This window comes from Rhodococcus sp. PSi06, assembly GCF_054960675.1.
In genome coordinates this window covers 75,743-96,199 of sequence record NZ_JBHNYO010000023.1, presented here as the reverse complement: position 1 = coordinate 96,199, position 20,457 = coordinate 75,743, and the positions used below count along the sequence as shown (strand labels likewise).

The window sequence follows — 20,457 nt, the reverse complement described above, 5'->3', positions numbered from 1 at the left end:
CTACGCCACCAACCCCGGACACGCAAATCGGCAGGTGGATCGGGTCGGCGTGCCTATCTCCGCAGGTCGAAGGCTATGCACGCCTGAGTCCGCTGCCCCCGGCATCCACACACTCGGCTGTGACGCCAGCCATATCGACGCAAAAGCAGAAACAAACGGGCTTCACGCGCGGGACAACGCCAAAATATGACCCGGCACGGCGAGGTCCGGTTCTACGTCCTCCGCGCGCTCTGCACCGCCCGCGGCTTCCTGAATCGGAACCACCCCCGCCCACACACCTCCAGCGACGATGTCGGCGTCGTCGTCGATCGGTCCGCCGGCACGCGCTTTCACGGATGCTTCGTACAGGGACAGCGCCAGCACGCTGGTCGCTGCAAGCTCTTTCCTCGTGTGCCCACGCAGGTGCGCGCTCCTACCTGGGACCACTTGATCGACTATGGCGTCCAGCGCACGCGTTCGTTCCTCTGGGTCCTCCACTCGACGCGGCCGCCCGACAACGACGGCGCTTCGATAGTTCATCGAGTGATGGAAAGCGGACCGGGCCAGGACCAACCCGTCGACGACCGTCACCGTCACGCAGATTTCCTGGTCAGGTGCCTCCATGAGGCTTCGGGCTGCGACCGAGCCATGGAGGTACAGGGTGCCCGCCCTGTCTGGCCCGTCCGGGTCCACGCCGTACACAGTCGGGAGAACTCGTGGCACGTTCCCCACGAGCACGCCCATATGACAGAGGCGGGCCGAGCGGAGAACGTCCATTAGCGCCGCCCGTTCCACACGGGCTCGCTGCCGACCACGGACCACCGTGGTTCGCGGAGTCGGGGACAGGGGTGCTTCGTCAACCGTCATGTCTACACGGTGCCGTGCATTTGGCCTGCAGTCATGGTCCAATGAGCCAGTATTTTGCTAGGCCACTTTCTGCCCTGGACGGGGATCCCGTAATGACCTTGCCGCCGAATTCGCTGTCGATCACGATCGATCGCGCTGACCGACGCACGCTGCCCGTTCAGGTGGCCGACAGTATCCGCGCGGCCATCGATCGTGGAGAACTCGAGCCCGATAGCCGATTACCCAGTACCAGAGCGCTTTCCGGCGAACTGGGCCTGGCTCGCGCAGTAGCGGAGCAGGCATACGAGCAACTCATTGCCGAAGGATGGCTCGACGCACGTCGCGGATCCGGGACGTACGTCCGAGAAATTCCGCATGCGGTTCGATCACGCCGTAACTCCCGACGAACGCCTCGAGACACTTCCCCGGCCGAACGCATCTCGCTCCGTCCAGGAATACCGTGGACTCCGCCGCGCGCATCCGATGCATGGAAACGAGCCTGGCGGGATGTAGGCGCATCTCCCCCACCTGCGGACTACCCCGATTCGGCGGGTTCACTCGAACTGAGAAGGCGCATCGCGGACTTACTGGGCCGTGCCCGCGGATTGCACACGACCGCAGATTCCGTCGTCGTCACAACCGGCAGCATCCACGGCCTGGACCTGGCGCTGGGCGCGCTGTCAGCGCCTGCTGGCATCGAACATGTTCTTGCACACGAGAATCCGGGCTACCGGGCTGCTACCGCCCTCGCTTCGCACCGTGGGTGGTCGGTTCACGATGTACCCGTCGACCCAGAGGGCCTGGTTGTCGAAGAACTCGAATCGGTACCTCTGGGAACCTCGGCGGTCTACGTCACTCCCTCACACCAGTATCCGACCGGCGGACTCATGCCCATCGGTCGTCGACGCGCACTGGCGGACTGGGCACGGAGTACCGGATCCACCATTATCGAGGACGACTACGATTCCGAATTCCGTTACGGCATAGCACCTTTGCCCACGGTCACCGAACTCGTTCCCGACCGTGCGGTCTACCTGGGAACCGTGTCGAAGACGCTGGGTGCAGGCGTACGCCTGGGATGGATGGTGGCTCCCCCGTCGATGGTCGAGCGCATCACCGAGACACGTCGCGCCATCGGTGACTTCCCCTCGATCCCCATCCAGCGGGCCATGACCTCGCTACTACGCGACGGCGAATGGGACCGAACCGTCCGCACTGCGCGTCGGATCTATCGGGCACGCGACCGCGTCGTTGCCGCGGCGCTCGCACGATTCGGCCAACTGCGAGGCGTCGGTGCCGGGCTGCACACTGTGCTGATAGTCGACGCAGACGTCGCACGCGACGTCGCGGCCGACTGTGCGGACAATGGAGTCGAGGTGAAGACACTCGCACAGTCGACACGATCGCCGACCGCCGACGGTGGGATCGTCGTCGGCTACGGCTCGATGACCGACGATCGATTCGAGCGCGGAATGCAGGTGCTCGTCCACGCTCTCGAGAAGTGGTCGGTCAGCTGACCCGCTCGATGCTTCCGCCCAGTGCGGTCAGGTTCTCCACGAATCGTGGATAACCCCGGTCGATGTGGAAAACGTCGTGTACCTCGGTTGTGCCGTCGGCCACCAGCCCTGCAAGCACCAGCCCTGCCCCGGCACGAATGTCGGACGACCACACCGGTGCACTGGACAGTTGCGGAACGCCGCGAACCACTGCATGGTGTCCATCGGTACGAGCGTCGGCACCCAACCGGATCATTTCCTCGACGAACCGGAAACGCGCCTCGAAGACATTCTCCGTGATCATCGACGTCCCGTCGGCGACGGTCGCGAGGCCGATGGCCATCGGTTGTAGATCCGTGGGAAACCCGGGATACGGCAAGGTTGCGAAGTTCACCGCTCGTGGCCGCTCGTGCTGAACGACGCGGAAGCCGTCCGGCTCGCTCGTCACCTCGGCACCTGCAGACCGCAGCTTGTCCAGTACCAGCGAGAGATGCTTCGGGTTGACGCCTCGCACTCGCACGTCGCCTCGCGTCATAGCCGCTGCGATTCCCCACGTGGCAGCGACAATTCGATCACCGATGACCCGATGAGTGGTCGGCTTCAGCGCGCTGACACCGCGAATGGTCAGGGTCGACGTGCCGGCACCCTGCACATCGGCACCCATCTCGTTGAGCATGTTGCACACGTCGACGATGTCCGGCTCGCGTGCCGCGTTGTCGATCACTGTCTCACCGGTGGCGAGTACTGCCGCCATCAGGATGTTCTCCGTTGCGCCCACGGACGGGAAAGCCAACCTGATGTTTGCCCCGCGAAGCTCGTCGGCTTCGGCAACGACGCATCCGTGCTGAATCTCGCTGCGTGCTCCCAGCAGTTGCAGACCGGACTGGTGCATGTCGAGGGGACGCGAACCGATCGCGTCACCACCCGGCAGAGCGACGACGGCTCTCTTGCATCGCGCCACCAGCGGACCCAAAACACACACCGAAGCCCGGAACTGACGAACGGCAGCAAAATCGGCGTGATACTTGGGCATCGCCGGGGTGGTGATGTGAACGACCGAACCCTCGAGCTCCACCTCGCACCCGAGCCCACGCAGAACCTCCGCCATCAACGGAACGTCCAAGATGTCGGGACAGTTGGTGATCGTGCTCGTGCCTTCGGCCAATAGCGCGGCAGCCATGAGTTTGAGGACGCTGTTCTTCGCGCCGCCGACCGCCACCTCACCGACGAGGCGGTTACCACCGTTGACCAAGAAACGTTCGCTCACTTCGACAGCGTAGCCAGCGGTACCGACCGACACCCGCGCGGTACCGTAGCCGCATGGCCGTTCACCTCACTCGTATCTACACCCGGACCGGCGACGACGGGACCACGGGATTGAGCGATTTCTCGAGGGTCTCCAAGAACGACGAGCGCTTGATCGCGTACGCGGACTGCGACGAGACCAATGCGAGCCTCGGAGTGGTTCTGGCACTGGGCAACCCGTCCGAATCGGTGCACGCGGTGATCCGCACCATCCAGAGCGACCTGTTCGATGCCGGGGCCGACCTCTCGACGCCCGTCGTCGAGAATCCGGAGTACCCGCCACTACGCATCGATCAGAGCTACGTCGACCGCCTCGAAGGCTGGTGCGACCAGTTCAACGACGATCTGCCCGCGCTGACGTCCTTCATCCTGCCGGGCGGAACGGCATTGGGTGCGCTACTGCACGTGTCGCGAACAGTGGCCCGGCGCGCCGAACGGTCGGCTTGGGCTGCGGTGCACGCAAGCCCGGAGTCCACCAGCGCACTCCCGGCGAAATACCTCAATCGGCTCTCGGACCTGCTGTTCATTCTGAGTCGGTATGCCAACCCGGAAGGCGACGTTCAGTGGGTACCGGGATCGTCTCGCACGTCCGGAGAGACCGCTACCGACGGGAACTGATCAAGCCGCTGGTCGGCCGCGCCGCGAGCGCCCCGACGGGCGAGATTCGACCCAGGACAGGAAAGCGGTCAACGCACTTCTGTCCAGAGCAATTTCGTAGTTCTTGCCGTTGTCCGACAGCTCCAGCACTGCGATGTCCGGAGTCATGATGTCGAATTCGGTGTCTCGCGGGGCCCGCCGGTCCCCCACGTGAATGTCCTGCCTGCCCAGACGATGATCGGGGCCGGGCCGCAGACTGGACAACTTGAAGAACACCAGCGTGTTGTCGCCGTACCGAATGATTCCGTGCCGCCAACCGGCACCACCTTCGGACGGCAACACACGCATGATCGCCGCCGTGCCTCCCCGCCGGAGCACCGCAAGACGATACGCAAAAGCCGCGACGAGCCCTGCAGGCAGCACAACCAGAATGATCAGTGCAATCAATCCGGAAGGCATCGCAGGTCTCGTCGCGGCTTCTCGTGAACCTAGGACCGCTCGACAGCGCGGATACGTCCCTTGGCCACCGCGATGGCCTCCAGGTCGTCGCCGTTCTCTGCCACTACGGACCGTGCCGCTTCGACATCGATGTCGTCGGCAAAATCGGCCGACTCCGCCAGCACGGTTACAGTCTTGCCCGTCACCGACAGAAATCCACCGTGGACGGCGGCAATGATCTTCTCGCCGTCGGTGGTCGTGATCGACACCGTGCCCGCCTCGACCAACTGGCCGAGGACAGGCTCGTGGCCGGCCATGATGCCGATTTCACCTTCGGTGGTCTGAGCACTGACGATGGTCGCGGTGCCGGACCACAGTTTCTGCTCCACAGCGACCAGAGAGACCTCCATGCCGCTCTTCTCGGAAGAAGTCACGTCGGTCTACTTTCCGGCCATCTTCTTCGCGGCTGCCTCGACATCGTCGAGACCGCCACAGCTGTTGAAGGCCTGCTCGGGAAGGTGGTCGTACTCACCCTTGGTGACCTTGTCGAACGCTTCGATGGTGTCGGAGAGCGACACGACCGAACCGGCCTCGCCGGTGAACTTCTCGGCGACGATGAAGTTCTGGCCGAGGAACTTCTGGAGGCGGCGTGCGCGACCGACCAGAACCTTGTCCTCTTCCTGAAGCTCGTCCATACCGAGGATGGCGATGATGTCCTGCAGTTCCTTGTACTTCTGCAGGATCCGCTTGACCTCGTTGGCGACGCGGAAGTGCTCGGCACCGACGATGCCGGGCTCGAGGATGCGCGAGGTGGAGCTCAGCGGGTCCACAGCGGGGTAGATACCCATCTGCGAGATCGGACGCGAGAGCTCGGTCGTTGCATCGAGGTGCGCGAACGTCGTGGCCGGGGCCGGGTCGGTGTAGTCGTCGGCGGGGACGTAGATCGCCTGCAGCGAGGTGATCGAGCGGCCACGGGTCGAGGTGATGCGCTCCTGGAGCTCACCCATCTCGTCCGCCAGCGTGGGCTGGTAACCGACGGCAGAGGGCATACGACCGAGAAGGGTCGACACCTCCGAACCGGCCTGCGTGAAGCGGAAGATGTTGTCGATGAACAACAGGACGTCCTGGCCCTGAACATCGCGGAAGTACTCCGCCATGGTCAGTGCCGACAACGCCACGCGCATACGCGTGCCGGGCGGCTCGTCCATCTGTCCGAAGACGAGGGCGGTGTCCTGGAGGACGCCCATCTCTTCCATCTCGAGGTGAAGGTCGGTGCCCTCACGAGTACGCTCGCCGACTCCTGCGAACACCGAGGTGCCCGAGAACTCACGTGCGATACGGGTGATCATTTCCTGGATCAGCACGGTCTTGCCGACGCCGGCACCACCGAACAGACCGATCTTTCCGCCCTTGACGTACGGCGTCAGCAGGTCGATGACCTTGATGCCGGTCTCGAGGATCTCGGTCTTGCCCTCGAGCTGATCGAAGGCTGGTGGCTTCCGGTGGATGCCCCACTGCTCGCCGTCGCGGCCGAGTCCGGGGGTGTCCAGGCAGTCACCGAGGGCGTTGAACACGTGGCCCTTGACGACGTCACCGACGGGAACCGAGATCGGCTTGCCGGAGTCGACGACATCGGTGCCGCGGACGAGTCCGTCGGTGGGCTGCATCGAGATGGTGCGGACCAGGTTGTCGCCGAGGTGCTGGGCGACCTCGAGCGTCAGGGTCTTGGCCACGGTCGGCAGAGTGATCTCTGCGTTGAGGGCGTTGAACAGTGCGGGAATCGAGCCGCGCGGGAACTCGACGTCCACAACGGGGCCGATGACCCGAACGACACGGCCGGACTGTGTGTCCGCTCCGCTCGCGTTCTCTTGGGCTACTGCTGCGGTCATTGCTTAGTCACTTCCTGCGCTGTCGGCCAACGCGTTGGCGCCACCGACGATTTCGCTGATTTCCTGGGTGATCTGGGCCTGCCGAGCCTGGTTGGCCTGACGGCTCAAGGTCTCGACCAATTCGTTCGCGTTGTCCGTCGCTGCCTTCATGGCGGTACGACGCGCCGCGGACTCCGACGCTGCTGCATCGAGCAACGACGCGTAGATCCTGGTGCTGATGTACTTGGGCAGCAGTGCCGAGAGCAGGGTGCCTGCTTCCGGCTCGAACTCGTACTGTGCCTGTACTTCCGCAGTCGGTGAGTCGGTCAACGCGTCCGCACCCATCTCGAATTCCTCGTCGGTGTACGAGATTTCGAGTGGTGCCATCCGGCGAACTTCGGGCTTCTGCGTGAGCATCGACACGAAGCGGGTGTAGACGATGTGTAACTCGTCCACGCCCTCGACGGTGCCTTCACCGTTGGGAGCGTCGACCTCGGTGCCGGATCCCGCCATGAACAACTCGACCAAGTGCTTGCTGGCCTTCGCTGCGTCGGCGTATCCGGGTTCCTGTGAGAAGCCGGTCCAGGCACCCTTCACGTCCCGCTCACGGAATGTGTAGTAGCCCAGGCCTTTTGCACCGAGGACGTAGATGACCGGATCCTTGCCCTCGGAGCGGAGAAGCTGGAACAGCTCCTCCGACTCCTTGAGGACGTTGGAGTTGTAGCCACCGCACATACCGCGGTCACTGGTCACGACCAGAACTGCGGCGCGCTTGGGCTCGGCTCGCTCGTTGAGCAGCGGGTGATCGAGCGAGCTCGATGCACTCGCCAGCGCGGAGAGCACCTTCGTGATCTCTTCCGCGTACGGCTTCGATGCGGCAACGCGGGCTTGCGCCTTGGTGATTCGCGATGTTGCGATCAACTCTTGCGCTTTGGTGATCTTCTTCGTCGAGTTGACCGACTTGATACGGGAGCGAAGCTCGAGAATGCTTGCCATCTAGCTGTTCACGCTCCCTTCTGTGCTCGTCATGTCACCTGTCATCGCAGGCCTACTTGCTGACTGTCTTGCGGGTGACGTTGACCTGTTCCTGGCTGACCTCGTCGGCGTTCAGAGTGTCTGCCTCGGCCTCGTTGACGACGCGGTTGCCGTCCGAGTCCACGAAGCCGGACTTGAACTTCTCGGTCGCTTCGGTCAGTGCCTTCTGGTTGTCCTCGTCGAGAGCCTTGCCACCGGCAATGCTGTCGTAGACGCCGCTGGCATTGCGGTGCAGATCCTCGAGCAGCTCGGTCTCGAAGCGGCGAACATCGCCGACCGGAACGGAGTCGTACGTGCCCTGGCCTGCGAGCCAGATCGAGACGATCTGGTCCTCGACGGCCACGGGTGCGTACTGATCCTGCTTGAGCAGCTCCACCAGGCGAGCACCGCGCTCGAGCTGCGCCTTGGACGCCGCGTCGAGGTCGGAGGCGAACGCCGAGAAGGCTTCCAGCTCACGGAACTGGGCGAGCTCGAGGCGAAGTGATCCGGAGACCTTCTTCATGCCCTTGGTCTGCGCGGCACCGCCGACTCGGGAGACCGAGATACCGACGTTGATAGCGGGACGAACACCCTTGTTGAACAGGTCCGACTCCAGGAAGACCTGGCCGTCGGTGATGGAGATGACGTTCGTCGGGATGTAGGCCGAGACGTCGTTGGCCTTGGTCTCGATGATCGGCAGCGCCGTCAAGGAACCTCCGCCGAGCTCGTCGGACAGCTTCGCCGAACGCTCCAGCAGACGGGAGTGCAAGTAGAAGACGTCACCGGGGTATGCCTCGCGGCCCGGCGGACGACGCAGCAGCAACGAAATCGCGCGGTAGGCCTCGGCCTGCTTGGTCAGGTCGTCGAACACGATGAGAACGTGCTTGCCCTGGTACATCCAGTGCTGGCCGATGGCCGAGCCGGTGTACGGAGCGAGCCACTTGAAGCCGGCCGAATCGGACGCGGGGGCCGCGACGATGGTGGTGTATTCGAGTGCGCCCTGTTCTTCGAGTGCAGCCTTGACGCCTGCGATCGTGGAGCCCTTCTGACCGATGGCGACGTAGATGCAGCGAACCTGCTTCTTGTCGTCGCCGCTCTCCCAGTTCGCCTTCTGGTTCAGGATCGCGTCGATGCAGACGGCGGTCTTGCCGGTCTTGCGGTCGCCGATGATGAGCTGACGCTGGCCACGGCCGATCGGGGTCATGGCGTCGATGGCCTTGATGCCGGTCTGCAGCGGCTCCTCGACGGGCTGACGCTCGAGCACCGAGGCAGCCTGCAGTTCGAGGGCACGGGTCTCGGAGGACTCGATGTCGCCGAGGCCGTCGATGGGCTTGCCCAGCGGGTCCACGACGCGACCGAGGTAGCCGTCGCCCACGGGGACGGACAGAACGTCACCGGTGCGCTTGACTTCCTGGCCTTCTTCGATGTGCTCGTAGTCACCGAGGATGACGGCACCGATTTCGGTGGCATCCAGGTTCAACGCGACACCGAGAACTCCGCCCGGGAACTCGAGGAGTTCGTTGGACATCGCCGACGGCAATCCGGACACGTGAGCGATTCCGTCGCTCGTGTCCGTAACCGTGCCGACCTCCTCGCGGGAAGACTCCGGTGAGTAGCTCGCGGTGAAGTTATCGATCGCGCTACGGATCTCGTCGGAGGAGATCGTCAGCTCCGCCATAGTGTTTCCTGCTCTTCCTTCGAATGATCGCGGTATGAAAAGCCTCGAATGCCGAGGCGATTCTTCTCGTTACTGTGTCCGTGTCGGACTATTTGAGCGTCTTTCGCAATGCAGCGAGGCGGCCTGCCCCGCTACCGTCGATGACCTCGTCGCCGATACGAACGACAAGTCCGCTGAGCAGTTCGGTATCGACCTCTACGTGCACCGTGACCTGCTTGCCGTATGTGCGGGTCAGGGTTGCGGTCAGCTTTTCGAGCTGACTGTCGCTCAGTGGGGCTGCGCTGCGTACGTGTGCAACTGCGCGGTCGCGCTGTTCGGCGGCCAGATCTGCCAGACCGTTCAGAACGTCGGCGGGTGCCGCCTTCCGTGGACGCGTGACAGCCTGAACTGCGAGCGCCTCGGTGACTGCGGTGACCTTGCCGTAGAGCAGACGACCGAGCAGTTCACGCTTGGCCTGTGAGGGCTTCGAGCGATCCGACAGGGCCTGCTCGAGCTGCGGGTTGCCGGCCACGATGCGCCCGAGTCGGAACAACTCGTCCTCGACCGTGTCCAGCTGATCCTGGTCGGCTGCAGCACGAAGCAAGGCTTCGCGTCCCAGCTCGACCAAGGAGTTCAGCAGGTCGCGGGCCGTGGACCAGCTTTCGCCGGCCGCGGCCTTCACGATGGTCGCCGTTGCGCTGGACACCTGGCCGGAGAAGACCTCTCCGGCCAGATTGCTCCGCCGATCGCCCTCGACCGAGGAGTCGGCGAGAGCGGTACGCAACGTGCGCTGCGCGTCGAGAGTCTCGACGACGGCGAACAACTCGGCACCGGTCTGAGCGGCGACGGCCGTGGCCTCGCCACCCGACGCGGACCCCAGAGCTTCGTGGGCGACCGACCGTGTGCGGGCGAGCGCCTCACGAGAAGTTGCGTACATGGTTCGACTCACTTTCCGGATGCGGAGTCCGCGGTGACGGAATCCAGCTCGTTGAGGAAGCGATCGATCGAACTGGAACGCTTCGCGTCGTCGGAGAGCTGTTCCCCGATGACCTTCTCAGCGAGTTCGACGGCCGTACGTCCGAGGTCGCCACGAAGTTCGGTGACGATCTGCTGACGCTGAGCAACGAGCTGACTGTGGCCTGCGGCCACGATCCGATCGCTCTCTTCCTGCGCCTTTTCCTTCATCTCGGCGAGGATCGCCTGTCCCTGGGTGCGTGCTTCCTCGCGGATCTGCGCAGCCTCGGAACGAGCGTCGGCGAGCTGAGCGTGGTACTGCTCGAGAGCAGCCTTCGCCTCGGCCTGTGCCTGCTCGGCCTTCTTGATTCCGCCTTCGATGAGCTCGGAACGTTCGGAGAGGACCGTCTGGAAACGCGGTACGACGTACTTCCAGAACAGGAAGCCGATGATCACGACACAGACGATCGACCAAACGATGTCGTATGTTGCGGGCAGCAGCGGGTTCTGGGATTCCTCCCCCTCCGCCCCGGCTGCGAGCAGCGTTATCGCGTTTGTCATCGCGCTCTCAGAGAATGAAGCCGGCGACGAGGCCGATCAGGGCGAGGGACTCGGTGAATGCAATGCCGAGGAACATGGTCGTACGGAGCTGACCGGCCAGCTCGGGCTGACGAGCGGTGGCTTCCATGTTCTTGGCGACGACGAGGCCGAGGCCGATGCCACCACCGATCGCTGCGAGGCCGTAGCCGATGGCGCCGTATCCGTTTGCGGTGATTTCCTGCGCCTGGGCCAGAACTTCAAGGCTCATTCGGTTTTCCGTTCCCTTTCTTCGGTCCACATCCGGGTGTCGGAGGTGGCGGGTGTAGCTAGTTCGGTCTGTTGGTCGGTCAGTGCGAGTCGGCGTGCAGCGACAGATCGATGTAGATCGCTGTCAGCAGCGCGAAGATGTATGCCTGCAGGAAGATCACGAGCATCTCGAACATCGTGAACAGGAAGCCCATGATGAGCGAAGGTGCCGCGAAGATCTTCAGGCCGGCCGAGGCCTCGAAGAGGAAGAACTGCGTGGCGCTGAAGAACAGCACGAGCATGATGTGACCGGCGAGCATGTTGGCCAGCAGACGCACCGTGAGCGTGAACGGGCGCAGCACGAAGTTCGAGATGAACTCGAGCGGGATCAGCAAGACGTGCATGGCCTTCGGGATGCCGGGGATGACGATCGTTCCCTTGACGAACTTGGCCGCTCCGAACTTCTTCACACCTGCGTAGACGAACGCGACGTACGCGACGGCTGCCAATACGATCGGTAGACCGATTCGCGCGTTGGCCGAGATGTTCAGGAACGGTATGACCGCACTGAGATTCACCGCGAAGACCGTGAAGAAGATGGTCATGATGACGGGCAGGAAGCGACGTCCCTGTTCCTTGCCGAGAACGTCCTCGGCCACGTGGATCCGAACGAAGTCGAGAGCGATCTCGGCGACGTTCTGGATACCGCGAGGAACGATCTTGGGGCTGCGCAGTGCGATCAGCATGAAGACGATCAGCAGAGCCGACATCAGGATGCGGATGAGCATCAGCCGGTCGAGCTCGAACGGGGTTCCCTCGAACAGCACCGCGGGAGGAAAGAAATCGGATAGTGACGGCGGATGGAACTCCGCAGCCAGATTGGTGACGCTCAGCGGTCTCTCCCGTGTTCGGGCCGCAACCGAGTAACGGCTGCGGTTCGATCGGACAATGACGATCTATCAAGTCGACGAAAATCGGCTCGCAATCGTCAGAGGCTGAGGCCCGGTCTTCATCGGCCAAGCGTCTGTCGGGTGTCGGCGACTCACGTCGACTCGGCAACTCTCAGGGCGAAACCTTACGTTGCCGAAGTCGGTGACTCCGGGCCTACTGTAAGGAAGCTCACGCTGATGGCTACCTGCGGGGGTCCAGTCCGGGGAAAAAGTCTCTTTCGTCCCGGTCTTGCCCACCGCTTGATGCAAACTTTATCAACAGAACTACGACGTTGTGTAGGCGGCCCTCAGCTTAACCGATTACGACAGGTTGTCGTACTACGACCTGTCGGGGTGACCGTCGGCAGGCGCGCTGTCGACATAGGCCACTTTCGTCTTGACGACCCCGAAGACCTCGGCACCCAGGACCACCACCAGCGCACCCAGAATCGTGAGCCCGAGCGAATACCGGTTGTAGAAGTCCGCGTCCTTGAGCGCGACGAGCACGATCAACGCGATCACCATCTTGACCAACCACCCACCGAGCAGCAGAGCTCCCACCGCCGAAGCCGGAAAACGAGTGGTCAACGCCACCGACAGAGCAGTCGTGATGACAAAGCCGCCACCGATGGCCACGCCGATGAGCGACCCCCACAGGCCGGGGGTGCCTGCCGCAGCAACCGAGATCCCCACGCTGACCACAGTCAGTACCACCAGACCGATGAGGCCGTAACGGACCGCGGCGCGGAGCGGCGCGAATTGGTCGGGCATGGACTGCGGGGTGAAGGTCACGGTTGCCGAGAATACCCGCGATGCAGCTCGGAACCGTCGACGGGATCAGCGGCTGCGTCGAGCACTTCGCCGTACGGGACGGTTGGATCGGTCCACTCTCAAGGTCGGCACGGCCGTTACCACCAGCGCAAACACCAGACCGGCAGCGACCAGGAGCACGACGATGCGTCGATCGAGGAGGGACGAGCCGACCGCCCCGAAGGCAAGGACACCGACCCACAGGTAGATCACCAGCACCACTCGACGATGCGAATGACCGATTTGCAGGAGTCGATGATGTAGATGCATCTTGTCGGGGCTGAAGGGGCTTCGTCCGGCCCGCGTGCGACGGATGACGGCCAGCAGCAGATCGAGTATCGGAATCAGCATGACGGCACCGACCAGCAGGAGTGGCGACAGCAAGCCCAACAGATCGCGTGGACCGTACGCCGTCAACGGGATACGTCCCGATGCACTGGTCGAGATGGTGGCCAGGGTCAGTCCGATCAGCATCGATCCCGAATCACCCATGAAGATGCGAGCGGGTTGAAAGTTGTGCGGAAGAAATCCCAGACATGCACCGGCCAACGCCGCAGCGATCAGAGCCGGCGGGTAGACGCCGACGTCGCCGCCCTGCTCCTGCAGCAACCCCACCGAGAAGATGCAGATCGCCACGGACGAAATGAGCCCGAGCCCGGCGGCGAGCCCGTCGAGGCCGTCGACGAAGTTCATGGCATTCACGATCACGACGGTTATCAGTACAGTCACGAGCCCGGCCTGCAGCTGATCGAGAACCAGGGTGGTGCCCGGTAGCCCTTCTTCACCGCCCCACGGTTGATACAGCACGTACCAACTGACACCCATGATCACCAGGACACCCGCCGCCGTCACCTGACCGACGAACTTGGTCAACGCGTCCAGGCCCCACCTGTCGTCGATGACCCCGACCAGCACGATCACGAAGCCGGCGACCAAGGCGGCGGGAATGTCGCGGTTATAGGCCACATCGAACCCACGGGCGAGCGCCGGAAGCTGCGAGGCGAACAGCAGAGCCGCGAGCATGCCCGCGTAGATGCCCACTCCCCCGAGTCGCGGGGTCGCTTGCACGTGCACGTCACGATCGCGGGGAACGGCGACGGCACCGAACTTGATTGCCGCCACTCTCACGCCGCCGGTCGCGAAGAACGTCACGACGGCAGCTGTGAGGAAGACCAGCAGCAGCTCGCGGATCGGAACGCCGGCACCCAGATTCGACTGAGCCAGCATCTCGACTCTCATACGTGAAGGACGGGCATGTCAGGACGCTCCCGGGACCAGGCTTTCGGCGGTGACACCGAGAACCTCGGCAATCTTCTCGGTGGGAATGGCACCGACCCGCAGAACTCGTGCACGGTCACTCGTCAGATCCACGATGGTCGACGCCACCGCGTGATCTGCCGGTCCACCGTCGAGATAGACCGCCGCCGATCCACCCAGCTGCTCCCGTGCCTGCGTCACCGTGGTGGCAGGAGGGCTTCCCGAGATATTGGCACTGGACACCGCGAGCGGGCCGACCTCGCGCAACAGCTCGAGCGCTACCGGGTGCAGCGGCATCCGCAGCATCACTGTGCCCTGAGCATCACCCAGGTCCCACGCCAAGGACGGTGCCTGCTGTACGACGATGCTCAAGGCACCCGGCCAGAACGCGCGAATCAGATCTCGGGTACGCGGCCGGACACTCTGGACCAAGCCGTCGATGGTGTTCCACGAGCCGACGAGCACCGGCACGGGCATATCGCGTCCCCGCCCCTTGGCGCGAAGCAAGTCTGTGACTGCGCTGCCGTCGAAGGCATCGGCGGCAATCCCGTACAGGGTGTCGGTGGGCATCACCACGAGCCGGCCGGATTTGAGGGCACCGCGGGCCGCGGTCAATCCCGCAGCGCGTGCATCGGCTTCACTGCAGTCGTAAACGGTACTCACGGCACCTATCCTTCCACCTTCGATCACGAAGTGATGTCAGGTGCCGCTCCCGCTGTTAGTCCTGGGCGGGGCGTGACCGGGTGGCGACGACGAATCTGGGTCGTCCTGCCAGGTCCGGATGTGCCACGACATGGGTGAACACCCGCCGCCGAGACAGCAGAGACGCCACCTCGGCACCGTTCGAGTCGTCGTGCTCGATCGCGACTCCGCCGCCGACCCGGAGCCACCGCGCGATGTTCCCGATCATCGGCTCGATGACCGACAACCCGTCCGTACCGCCGAACAGCGCCATTTGTGGGTCGTGATCGATCACTTCGGGATCCAGTTGCGCCCCTTCCGGGACGTACGGGGGGTTCGCAACGATCATGTCCACCGCACCGTCGAGTTCGATCAACGCACCGCGTGCCGTGACATCGCCGTGGTGCAGCGTGATCGGGGTATCTCCTTCACCGCTGCGCAGATCGGCATTGCGCCTCGCCCACGCCAATGCCGACGGATCCAGCTCGACGGCGTGCACCACGGCATCCGGCCGAGCGTTGGCGATCGCCAGCGCCAATGCTCCCGATCCCGTGCAGAGGTCGAGAATCACGGGCGGGTGGTGATCGACATTTTCCAGGAACGCCAGCGCCCAGGCCAGCAGCAGCTCTGTTTCCGGACGCGGCACGAAGACGCCAGGGCCCACTTCCACGTCGATGTTGCCCAGCGACGTCTTGCCCGTGATGTATTGCAGCGGAATACGTTTCGCACGCTGTTCGATGGTCCTGAAGTACGCCTCGACGAGCTCGGGTTCCACCAGCGGAACAAGCCCCAGACGGCCACGTTCCACACCGACGAGGTGTGCGGCGAGAAGCTCTGCATCGACACGCGGACTCGGCACACCGGCCGCTTCGAGAATCGATGTGGCTTCGAGGATGGCTAGGCGTAGCGGCTTGCGGCTCACCGGTTCAGACTGCCACGACGCTCCGACAACTCACTCACACCCGCCCCAGCAACTCCGACTTCTTGGAGAAGAACTCGTCGTCGGTGAGGAAGCCCTTCGCGTGCAATCCGGCGAGGGCCTCGATCGCAGCGGTGATATCGGAGATGTCCACCCCCACGTTGTTCCCACCCGACCCGGACTGGTTCGAGCCCTGCTGTGCCGAAGAGGACTGGGACGCTGCCGATTGCGACGCGGACTGGTTCTGCGACGGCGATCCGTTCGACTGTCCATCGACCCGAGGCAGGCTTCCTGCGGTGAACGTGCCGTACTGGCTGGTGAACTCCAACGACCCCGGTCCACCGCCCTGTTGTTGCTGGACACCCCCGATGGAGTGATCGAGCGTGTCGTACACGGCCAATTCGCCGCCCACGAGTACCGCAAGGCGTCGCGACCCCGGGAACACCGCGTACTGCGACCCGTTCTGGCCGCCACTCGAGCTCGGCGACCCCAGATCCGAGGGCCACCACGATCCCCCGCCGAACGAATTGCCCCCGAACGATCCTGTTCCGGCGTCGATCGGTGGGTAGACCTGATGCTGCGCCAACACTGCAGACAGATCGCGGCACAAACCGTCGACCCGGCTCTTGAGCCCATGATCGAACATGTTGCCCACCATGGTCATTCCGCCGCGCATCCACTGCCCACTGCCCCCGAGCTCGGGAATCTTGAACTGCGCCATGGTGCCGCGACCGTTGTTGACGGCGTCGAGCATGGTGCGGACCGCGTCGGTCGAAATGCCATAGCGCGACGACAGCTCGGTGACGGCGTTCTCGCCTGCGGGTGTCAAACGCTGGTTCATTGTGCTGCGCCTCTCGGGGCTCTGGTGTGGGATCGAACCTGGAGGCCAGGCTATCGCACCGAGCGGCGGCTCGGCCGATCGAAATCTGTAAAGCCTTGTGTCACAGCTACTCTGCCTGCATGCGCGCGTCGCGGTCCGCCTTGGCCAGCGCGTCGAGCAACGCATCCATGTCGCCGTCCAGCAGAGCATCGAGGTTGTGCGCCTTGAAGCCGATGCGGTGATCGGTGATGCGGTTCTCTGGGTAGTTGTAGGTTCTGATCCGTTCCGAGCGGTCGACGGTACGTACCTGGCTGGCTCGTCCGGCGGAAGCCTCTTCGTTGGCGGCCTCCTCTGCAGCCGCCTGCAGGCGTGCTGCGAGAACCTGCATCGCGCGTGCCTTGTTCTGCAACTGCGAACGCTCGTTCTGGCACGTGACCACGATGCCCGTGGGCAAGTGGGTGATGCGGACTGCGGAGTCGGTGGTGTTGACACCCTGGCCGCCCTTGCCGGACGAGCGGTAGACGTCGATACGCAGATCGGTTTCGTCGATCTGCACTTCCTCGACCTCGTCGGGTTCCGGATACACCAGAATGCCGGCCGCGGAGGTATGCACGCGTCCTTGCGATTCGGTGACCGGCACCCGCTGTACGCGATGGACGCCACCCTCGAACTTCAGGCGCGCCCAGACACCGTCGAGCGGATCCTTGGTCTTGATCGACAGGGTCGCGTCCTTGTAACCGCCCAGGTCGGAGACGTTGGCGTCGAGCACCTCCACCTTCCAGCCGCGACGTTCGGCGTACCGCACGTACATCCGGGCGAGATCCGCGGCGAACAGCGCGGATTCCTCGCCGCCCTCACCCGACTTGACCTCCATGACGATGTCGTCACCGTCGTGCGGGTCTCGTGGTGCGAGCAGGTCGGTGAGGGTCTGCTCGAGGTGCAGCACCGTGGCCTCGAGCTCGGGGATTTCGGCGGCGAACGACGAATCGTCGGCGGCGAGCTCACGAGCGGCTTCGAGGTCGTCCTCGGCCGCGGTCAACTTGGTGTGCGCAGACATGATCGGTGCCAGTTCGGCAAATCTCTTGCCTGCCCTCCGCGCTGCCGACGGATCGTTGTGCAGCGCGGGGTCGGCCAGTTGCTGCTCGAGGCCGGAATGTTCGGCGAGGATGTCGTCGATGGCCGAAGGCTTGTCTGTTCTCGCCATGGTGACGACTCACTCTCCGAACGGGTGAAACCGGGTGTGGACACAAAAAAGCCGACGCCCGTCCTGTGAATCACAGGACGGGCGTCGGCGAAACAGCTAGCTGTCTGCGTCGGCCTTCTTGCCGGCGCGCTTGCCATAGCGAGCCTCGAAGCGGGCGACGCGGCCGCCGGTGTCGAGAATCTTCTGCTTGCCGGTGTAGAAGGGGTGGCACTGCGAGCAGACCTCGACGCTGATGCGCTCTTTGTCGGTGGTGCTTCGGGTCTCGAAAGTATTGCCACAACCACAGACGACTGTCGTCAGTGTGTAGTCGGGGTGAATTCCTGCCTTCATGGTGTCCTTACCGTTCTTTGTAATGGTCGCCGGGTCGCCTTCGCCGATCGAAGACGTGAACCGGAACCGGACTCGGCCGTTGATTATGCCAGAGCGTCTATCTGCCCTGCTAATCGTCGGTACTTCTGTGCCGACAGATGCTTACAACGCACGCACCTGCCGGCTTGTTCCCCGGGTGCAGATCGGAGGAACGATCGATCAGTCGTTGTTACCGCCGGGTGCCGTCTTGGAGACTTCCATCAGGAACTCGAGGTTGTTCTTGCTCTTCTTCAGGCGGTCGACCAGCAGGTCGATGGCCTGGTGCGAGTCCAGTCCGGACAACACGCGGCGCAGCTTGTGTACCACCGCGGCCTCGTCGGGAGCCAGCAACAGTTCGTCGTGGCGGGTGCTGGACGGGTTGATGTCCACCGCCGGGAACACGCGCCGCTCGGCGATCTTGCGATCGAGCTTGAGCTCGGCGTTGCCGGTGCCCTTGAACTCCTCGAAGATCACGGTGTCGCCGGTGGAACCGGTCTCGACCATGGCCGTGGCGATGATCGTCAGCGATCCGCCGTGCTCGATGTTTCGAGCCGCACCGAGGAAGCGCTTGGGCGGGTACAACGCGGTCGAGTCGACACCACCGGAGAGGATGCGGCCCGAAGCAGGCGAGCTGTTGTTGTACGCGCGGCCCAGTCGAGTGATCGAGTCGAGCAGGACGACGACGTCCTGGCCGGCCTCGACCAGACGCTTGGCACGCTCGATCGCCAGCTCGGCGACCGCGGTGTGGTCGCCCGGCGGACGGTCGAAGGTCGAGGCGATGACCTCGCCCTTGACCGAACGCTGCATGTCGGTCACTTCCTCGGGACGTTCGTCGACGAGGATGACCATCAGGTAGCACTCGGGATTGTTGATGGCGATGGCGTTGGCGATGGCCTGCAGAACGCTCGTCTTACCCGCCTTGGGCGGGCTCACGATCAACGCGCGCTGACCCTTACCGATGGGCATCACCAGGTCGATGATGCGTGTGGTGAGGATGTTCTGCTGCGTCTCCAGACGCAGGCGCTGGTTGGGGTACAGCGGGGTGAGCTTGCCGAACTCCGGACGCTTGCGCGCGGCCTCGACCTCTCCCCCGTTGACCGTGTCCAGACGCACCAACGGGTTGAACTTCTGACGCTGACCCGACTGTTCACCTTCACGTGCCACACGAACAGCACCGGTGACGGCATCGCCGCGCCGGAGCCCGTTCTTGCGCACCAGGTTCATCGACACGTAGACATCGTTCGGTCCGGCGAGGTAGCCGGAGGTACGAACGAATGCGTAGTTGTCGAGTACGTCGAGGATGCCGGCTACCGGCTGGAGGACGTCGTCCTCGCGAATCTCGGTGTCGCGCTCGCGCCCGCCGCCACCGTCGTTGCCCTCGCCACGGTCGCGTCCACGACGACGTTCACGGAACCGGCGACCCCGGCGACCCCGGCCTTCGCCCTCGTCGTCCTGGTTGTTGTCACGGTTGTCGCGAGGACCGTTGTTGCGCTCCTCGTTGCGACCGTCGTTGCGGTTGTCGTTGCGGCCGTCGCCCTGATTGCGGTTGCGGCCGTTGCGATCGCCCTGATTGCGACCGGCGTTGTCACGGTTCGAGTTGTCCCGATCACCCTGGTTGCGATCACCCTGGTTGCGATCACCCTGGTTGCGATCACCCTGGTTGCGATCACCCTGGTTGCGATCACCCTGGTTACGGTTGTTGTCCCGGTTGCCGTTGTCCCGGTTACCGTTCTCGCGGTCGCCCTGGTTGCGGTTGCCGCTCTCGCGGGTCGCGGTGTCGCTCTTGCCCTCGGCGTCACGCTGTTCACGGTCGGTGCCGTCCTGACGGTTCCGCTCGCCGCGGCTGCGCCTCGGACGCTCGGGGGCCGCGTTGTCGCCGCCCTCGTCCTGCTTGTCGGACGGCGCGGTCTCCGGGGCAGCAGCGGTCTCCGGGGCAGCAGCGGTAGCGGCGGGCGCGGATCCAGCGGTGTTGTCACTGTCGTCCAACGGGAGCTGGTCGGGCGCACCGGCGCGGCGACCTGCAGCTCGACGGCCACGCGTGCGACGACCGGTCTCCGGTGCGGCGTCTGCCGCGTCGACCGGCGGTGTCGCCGAGGCGTCCGCAGCCGGCACTTCGGGTGCCGGTGCCGCCTCTGTTGCGGGTCGCTCTTCGACGGCGGGAGCCGAGGCAGCGGCGCGACGCGACTTGGGCGCGTCGGACTTGGCCGGGCTCGACTTCGCCGGCGCTGCACCCGATTGACGCTCGGAGATGGCTGCGATCAGGTCTCCCTTACGCATGCCCGAGATGCTCTTGATGCCGAGTTCGCCGGCGAGGCTGCGTAGCTCGGTGAGAACCATTCCGGACAGGCCAGCACGTCGGCGCGACGTTTCGGGCGCAGAGACAAGTTCCGTATCGGTCACGGAGGTCCTTTCCTTCCCTCGCTCGCTCGATGCGCAGCCGAGGGTTCGTTCCGCAGTTCGGCGTTCTACCGAACTCGGATGTATTGCCGTTCATGTTCGACGCGCTCCGTCGAATACACCGTCGATCGAGACCGCAGAGAACCACGGGA

At 64.0% G+C, this 20,457-nt stretch carries 21 protein-coding genes; 2 read left to right on the top strand and 19 right to left on the bottom strand.

Translation table 11 applies throughout. The annotated features are described in order from the left end of the window. Positions 1-162: 162 nt before the first annotated feature. Complete coding sequence (locus ACFI9K_RS24375) at positions 163-846, bottom strand: pyridoxamine 5'-phosphate oxidase family protein (protein ID WP_462665897.1); 684 nt, start codon at positions 844-846, stop codon at positions 163-165. Positions 847-938: 92 nt separating this feature from the next. Between ACFI9K_RS24375 and pdxR the strand changes: the two genes are divergently transcribed. Then, positions 939-2,342 carry a MocR-like pyridoxine biosynthesis transcription factor PdxR gene (pdxR, locus tag ACFI9K_RS24370; RefSeq protein ID WP_462665896.1) on the top strand — a complete coding sequence of 468 codons (1,404 nt, stop codon included), beginning with the start codon at positions 939-941 and terminating at the stop codon, positions 2,340-2,342. Here pdxR and murA read toward each other — a convergent pair. Then, positions 2,335-3,588, bottom strand: coding sequence for a UDP-N-acetylglucosamine 1-carboxyvinyltransferase (gene murA / locus ACFI9K_RS24365; protein WP_222095814.1), 1,254 nt, complete (start codon positions 3,586-3,588; stop codon positions 2,335-2,337). The two genes, pdxR and murA, sit on opposite strands and share 8 nt — an antisense overlap. 53 nt (positions 3,589-3,641) lie before the next feature. On the opposite strand from murA, the gene ACFI9K_RS24360 reads away from it, so the two are divergent. Continuing rightward, positions 3,642-4,244 (top strand): cob(I)yrinic acid a,c-diamide adenosyltransferase, encoded by a 603-nt coding sequence (locus ACFI9K_RS24360; RefSeq protein ID WP_222095815.1) that lies wholly within the window; start codon positions 3,642-3,644, stop codon positions 4,242-4,244. On the opposite strand, the gene ACFI9K_RS24355 is transcribed toward ACFI9K_RS24360, so the two are convergent. From ACFI9K_RS24355 to rho, 17 genes are all read right to left on the bottom strand, one after another. After that, complete coding sequence (locus ACFI9K_RS24355) at positions 4,245-4,682, bottom strand: DUF2550 domain-containing protein (RefSeq protein WP_462665895.1); 438 nt, start codon at positions 4,680-4,682, stop codon at positions 4,245-4,247. A gap of 29 nt (positions 4,683-4,711) precedes the next feature. Further along, positions 4,712-5,071, bottom strand: a complete 360-nt coding sequence (locus tag ACFI9K_RS24350; protein ID WP_032378882.1) for a F0F1 ATP synthase subunit epsilon — start codon at positions 5,069-5,071, stop codon at positions 4,712-4,714. 30 nt (positions 5,072-5,101) lie between these two features. Continuing rightward, a complete protein-coding gene (gene atpD / locus ACFI9K_RS24345) occupies positions 5,102-6,550 on the bottom strand; it encodes a F0F1 ATP synthase subunit beta (protein WP_222095817.1) in 1,449 nt (482 codons plus the stop codon). A gap of 3 nt (positions 6,551-6,553) precedes the next feature. Then, the gene (locus tag ACFI9K_RS24340; RefSeq protein ID WP_222095818.1) at positions 6,554-7,525 is read right to left on the bottom strand and encodes a F0F1 ATP synthase subunit gamma; all 972 of its coding nucleotides are present in this window, start codon (positions 7,523-7,525) and stop codon (positions 6,554-6,556) included. 52 nt (positions 7,526-7,577) lie between these two features. Continuing rightward, positions 7,578-9,221 (bottom strand): F0F1 ATP synthase subunit alpha, encoded by a 1,644-nt coding sequence (atpA, locus tag ACFI9K_RS24335; RefSeq protein ID WP_222095819.1) that lies wholly within the window; start codon positions 9,219-9,221, stop codon positions 7,578-7,580. Positions 9,222-9,309: 88 nt separating this feature from the next. After that, on the bottom strand, positions 9,310-10,137 hold the full coding sequence (locus tag ACFI9K_RS24330) for a F0F1 ATP synthase subunit delta (protein ID WP_462665894.1): 828 nt from the start codon (positions 10,135-10,137) through the stop codon (positions 9,310-9,312). A gap of 8 nt (positions 10,138-10,145) precedes the next feature. Then, a complete protein-coding gene (locus ACFI9K_RS24325; protein ID WP_027497903.1) occupies positions 10,146-10,715 on the bottom strand; it encodes a F0F1 ATP synthase subunit B in 570 nt (189 codons plus the stop codon). Positions 10,716-10,722: 7 nt separating this feature from the next. Next, the gene (locus tag ACFI9K_RS24320) at positions 10,723-10,962 is read right to left on the bottom strand and encodes an ATP synthase F0 subunit C (RefSeq protein WP_027497904.1); all 240 of its coding nucleotides are present in this window, start codon (positions 10,960-10,962) and stop codon (positions 10,723-10,725) included. A gap of 79 nt (positions 10,963-11,041) precedes the next feature. Beyond that, on the bottom strand, positions 11,042-11,767 hold the full coding sequence (gene atpB, locus ACFI9K_RS24315) for a F0F1 ATP synthase subunit A (RefSeq protein ID WP_462665893.1): 726 nt from the start codon (positions 11,765-11,767) through the stop codon (positions 11,042-11,044). A 441-nt stretch (positions 11,768-12,208) separates the two neighbouring features. Then, positions 12,209-12,640 carry a hypothetical protein gene (locus tag ACFI9K_RS24310; RefSeq protein ID WP_462665901.1) on the bottom strand — a complete coding sequence of 144 codons (432 nt, stop codon included), beginning with the start codon at positions 12,638-12,640 and terminating at the stop codon, positions 12,209-12,211. 66 nt (positions 12,641-12,706) lie between these two features. Beyond that, complete coding sequence (locus ACFI9K_RS24305) at positions 12,707-13,918, bottom strand: glycosyltransferase family 4 protein (protein WP_462665892.1); 1,212 nt, start codon at positions 13,916-13,918, stop codon at positions 12,707-12,709. Positions 13,919-13,936: 18 nt separating this feature from the next. Next, entirely contained in the window at positions 13,937-14,599 is a 663-nt protein-coding gene (locus tag ACFI9K_RS24300; RefSeq protein ID WP_222095822.1) for an L-threonylcarbamoyladenylate synthase, read from the bottom strand. 55 nt (positions 14,600-14,654) lie between these two features. Next, the gene (prmC, locus tag ACFI9K_RS24295; protein WP_462665891.1) at positions 14,655-15,539 is read right to left on the bottom strand and encodes a peptide chain release factor N(5)-glutamine methyltransferase; all 885 of its coding nucleotides are present in this window, start codon (positions 15,537-15,539) and stop codon (positions 14,655-14,657) included. Positions 15,540-15,573: 34 nt separating this feature from the next. Then, the gene (locus ACFI9K_RS24290) at positions 15,574-16,377 is read right to left on the bottom strand and encodes an SHOCT domain-containing protein (RefSeq protein WP_222095824.1); all 804 of its coding nucleotides are present in this window, start codon (positions 16,375-16,377) and stop codon (positions 15,574-15,576) included. A gap of 106 nt (positions 16,378-16,483) precedes the next feature. Continuing rightward, complete coding sequence (prfA, locus tag ACFI9K_RS24285; protein ID WP_222095825.1) at positions 16,484-17,560, bottom strand: peptide chain release factor 1; 1,077 nt, start codon at positions 17,558-17,560, stop codon at positions 16,484-16,486. Between the two features lie 96 nt (positions 17,561-17,656). Further along, positions 17,657-17,890 (bottom strand): 50S ribosomal protein L31, encoded by a 234-nt coding sequence (gene rpmE, locus ACFI9K_RS24280; protein ID WP_008715081.1) that lies wholly within the window; start codon positions 17,888-17,890, stop codon positions 17,657-17,659. A 198-nt stretch (positions 17,891-18,088) separates the two neighbouring features. Then, the gene (gene rho, locus ACFI9K_RS24275; RefSeq protein WP_462665890.1) at positions 18,089-20,308 is read right to left on the bottom strand and encodes a transcription termination factor Rho; all 2,220 of its coding nucleotides are present in this window, start codon (positions 20,306-20,308) and stop codon (positions 18,089-18,091) included. Positions 20,309-20,457 lie beyond the last annotated feature (149 nt).

Excerpts from the sequence above, each read along its gene's own strand:
- ACFI9K_RS24340 (WP_222095818.1), bottom strand. The coding sequence starts at position 7,525 with ATGGCAAGCATTCTCGAGCTTCGCTCCCGTATCAAGTCGGTCAACTCG.
- pdxR (WP_462665896.1), top strand. The coding sequence starts at position 939 with ATGACCTTGCCGCCGAATTCGCTGTCGATCACGATCGATCGCGCTGAC.
- ACFI9K_RS24290 (WP_222095824.1), bottom strand. The coding sequence starts at position 16,377 with ATGAACCAGCGTTTGACACCCGCAGGCGAGAACGCCGTCACCGAGCTG.
- atpA (WP_222095819.1), bottom strand. The coding sequence starts at position 9,221 with ATGGCGGAGCTGACGATCTCCTCCGACGAGATCCGTAGCGCGATCGAT.
- ACFI9K_RS24320 (WP_027497904.1), bottom strand. The coding sequence starts at position 10,962 with ATGAGCCTTGAAGTTCTGGCCCAGGCGCAGGAAATCACCGCAAACGGA.
- ACFI9K_RS24305 (WP_462665892.1), bottom strand. The coding sequence starts at position 13,918 with ATGAGAGTCGAGATGCTGGCTCAGTCGAATCTGGGTGCCGGCGTTCCG.
- ACFI9K_RS24350 (WP_032378882.1), bottom strand. The coding sequence starts at position 5,071 with ATGGAGGTCTCTCTGGTCGCTGTGGAGCAGAAACTGTGGTCCGGCACC.
- ACFI9K_RS24310 (WP_462665901.1), bottom strand. The coding sequence starts at position 12,640 with ATGCCCGACCAATTCGCGCCGCTCCGCGCCGCGGTCCGTTACGGCCTC.
- rpmE (WP_008715081.1), bottom strand. The coding sequence starts at position 17,890 with ATGAAGGCAGGAATTCACCCCGACTACACACTGACGACAGTCGTCTGT.
- ACFI9K_RS24360 (WP_222095815.1), top strand. The coding sequence starts at position 3,642 with ATGGCCGTTCACCTCACTCGTATCTACACCCGGACCGGCGACGACGGG.
- ACFI9K_RS24330 (WP_462665894.1), bottom strand. The coding sequence starts at position 10,137 with ATGTACGCAACTTCTCGTGAGGCGCTCGCCCGCACACGGTCGGTCGCC.
- atpD (WP_222095817.1), bottom strand. The coding sequence starts at position 6,550 with ATGACCGCAGCAGTAGCCCAAGAGAACGCGAGCGGAGCGGACACACAG.
- ACFI9K_RS24375 (WP_462665897.1), bottom strand. The coding sequence starts at position 846 with ATGACGGTTGACGAAGCACCCCTGTCCCCGACTCCGCGAACCACGGTG.
- ACFI9K_RS24355 (WP_462665895.1), bottom strand. The coding sequence starts at position 4,682 with ATGCCTTCCGGATTGATTGCACTGATCATTCTGGTTGTGCTGCCTGCA.
- prfA (WP_222095825.1), bottom strand. The coding sequence starts at position 17,560 with ATGGCGAGAACAGACAAGCCTTCGGCCATCGACGACATCCTCGCCGAA.
- ACFI9K_RS24325 (WP_027497903.1), bottom strand. The coding sequence starts at position 10,715 with ATGACAAACGCGATAACGCTGCTCGCAGCCGGGGCGGAGGGGGAGGAA.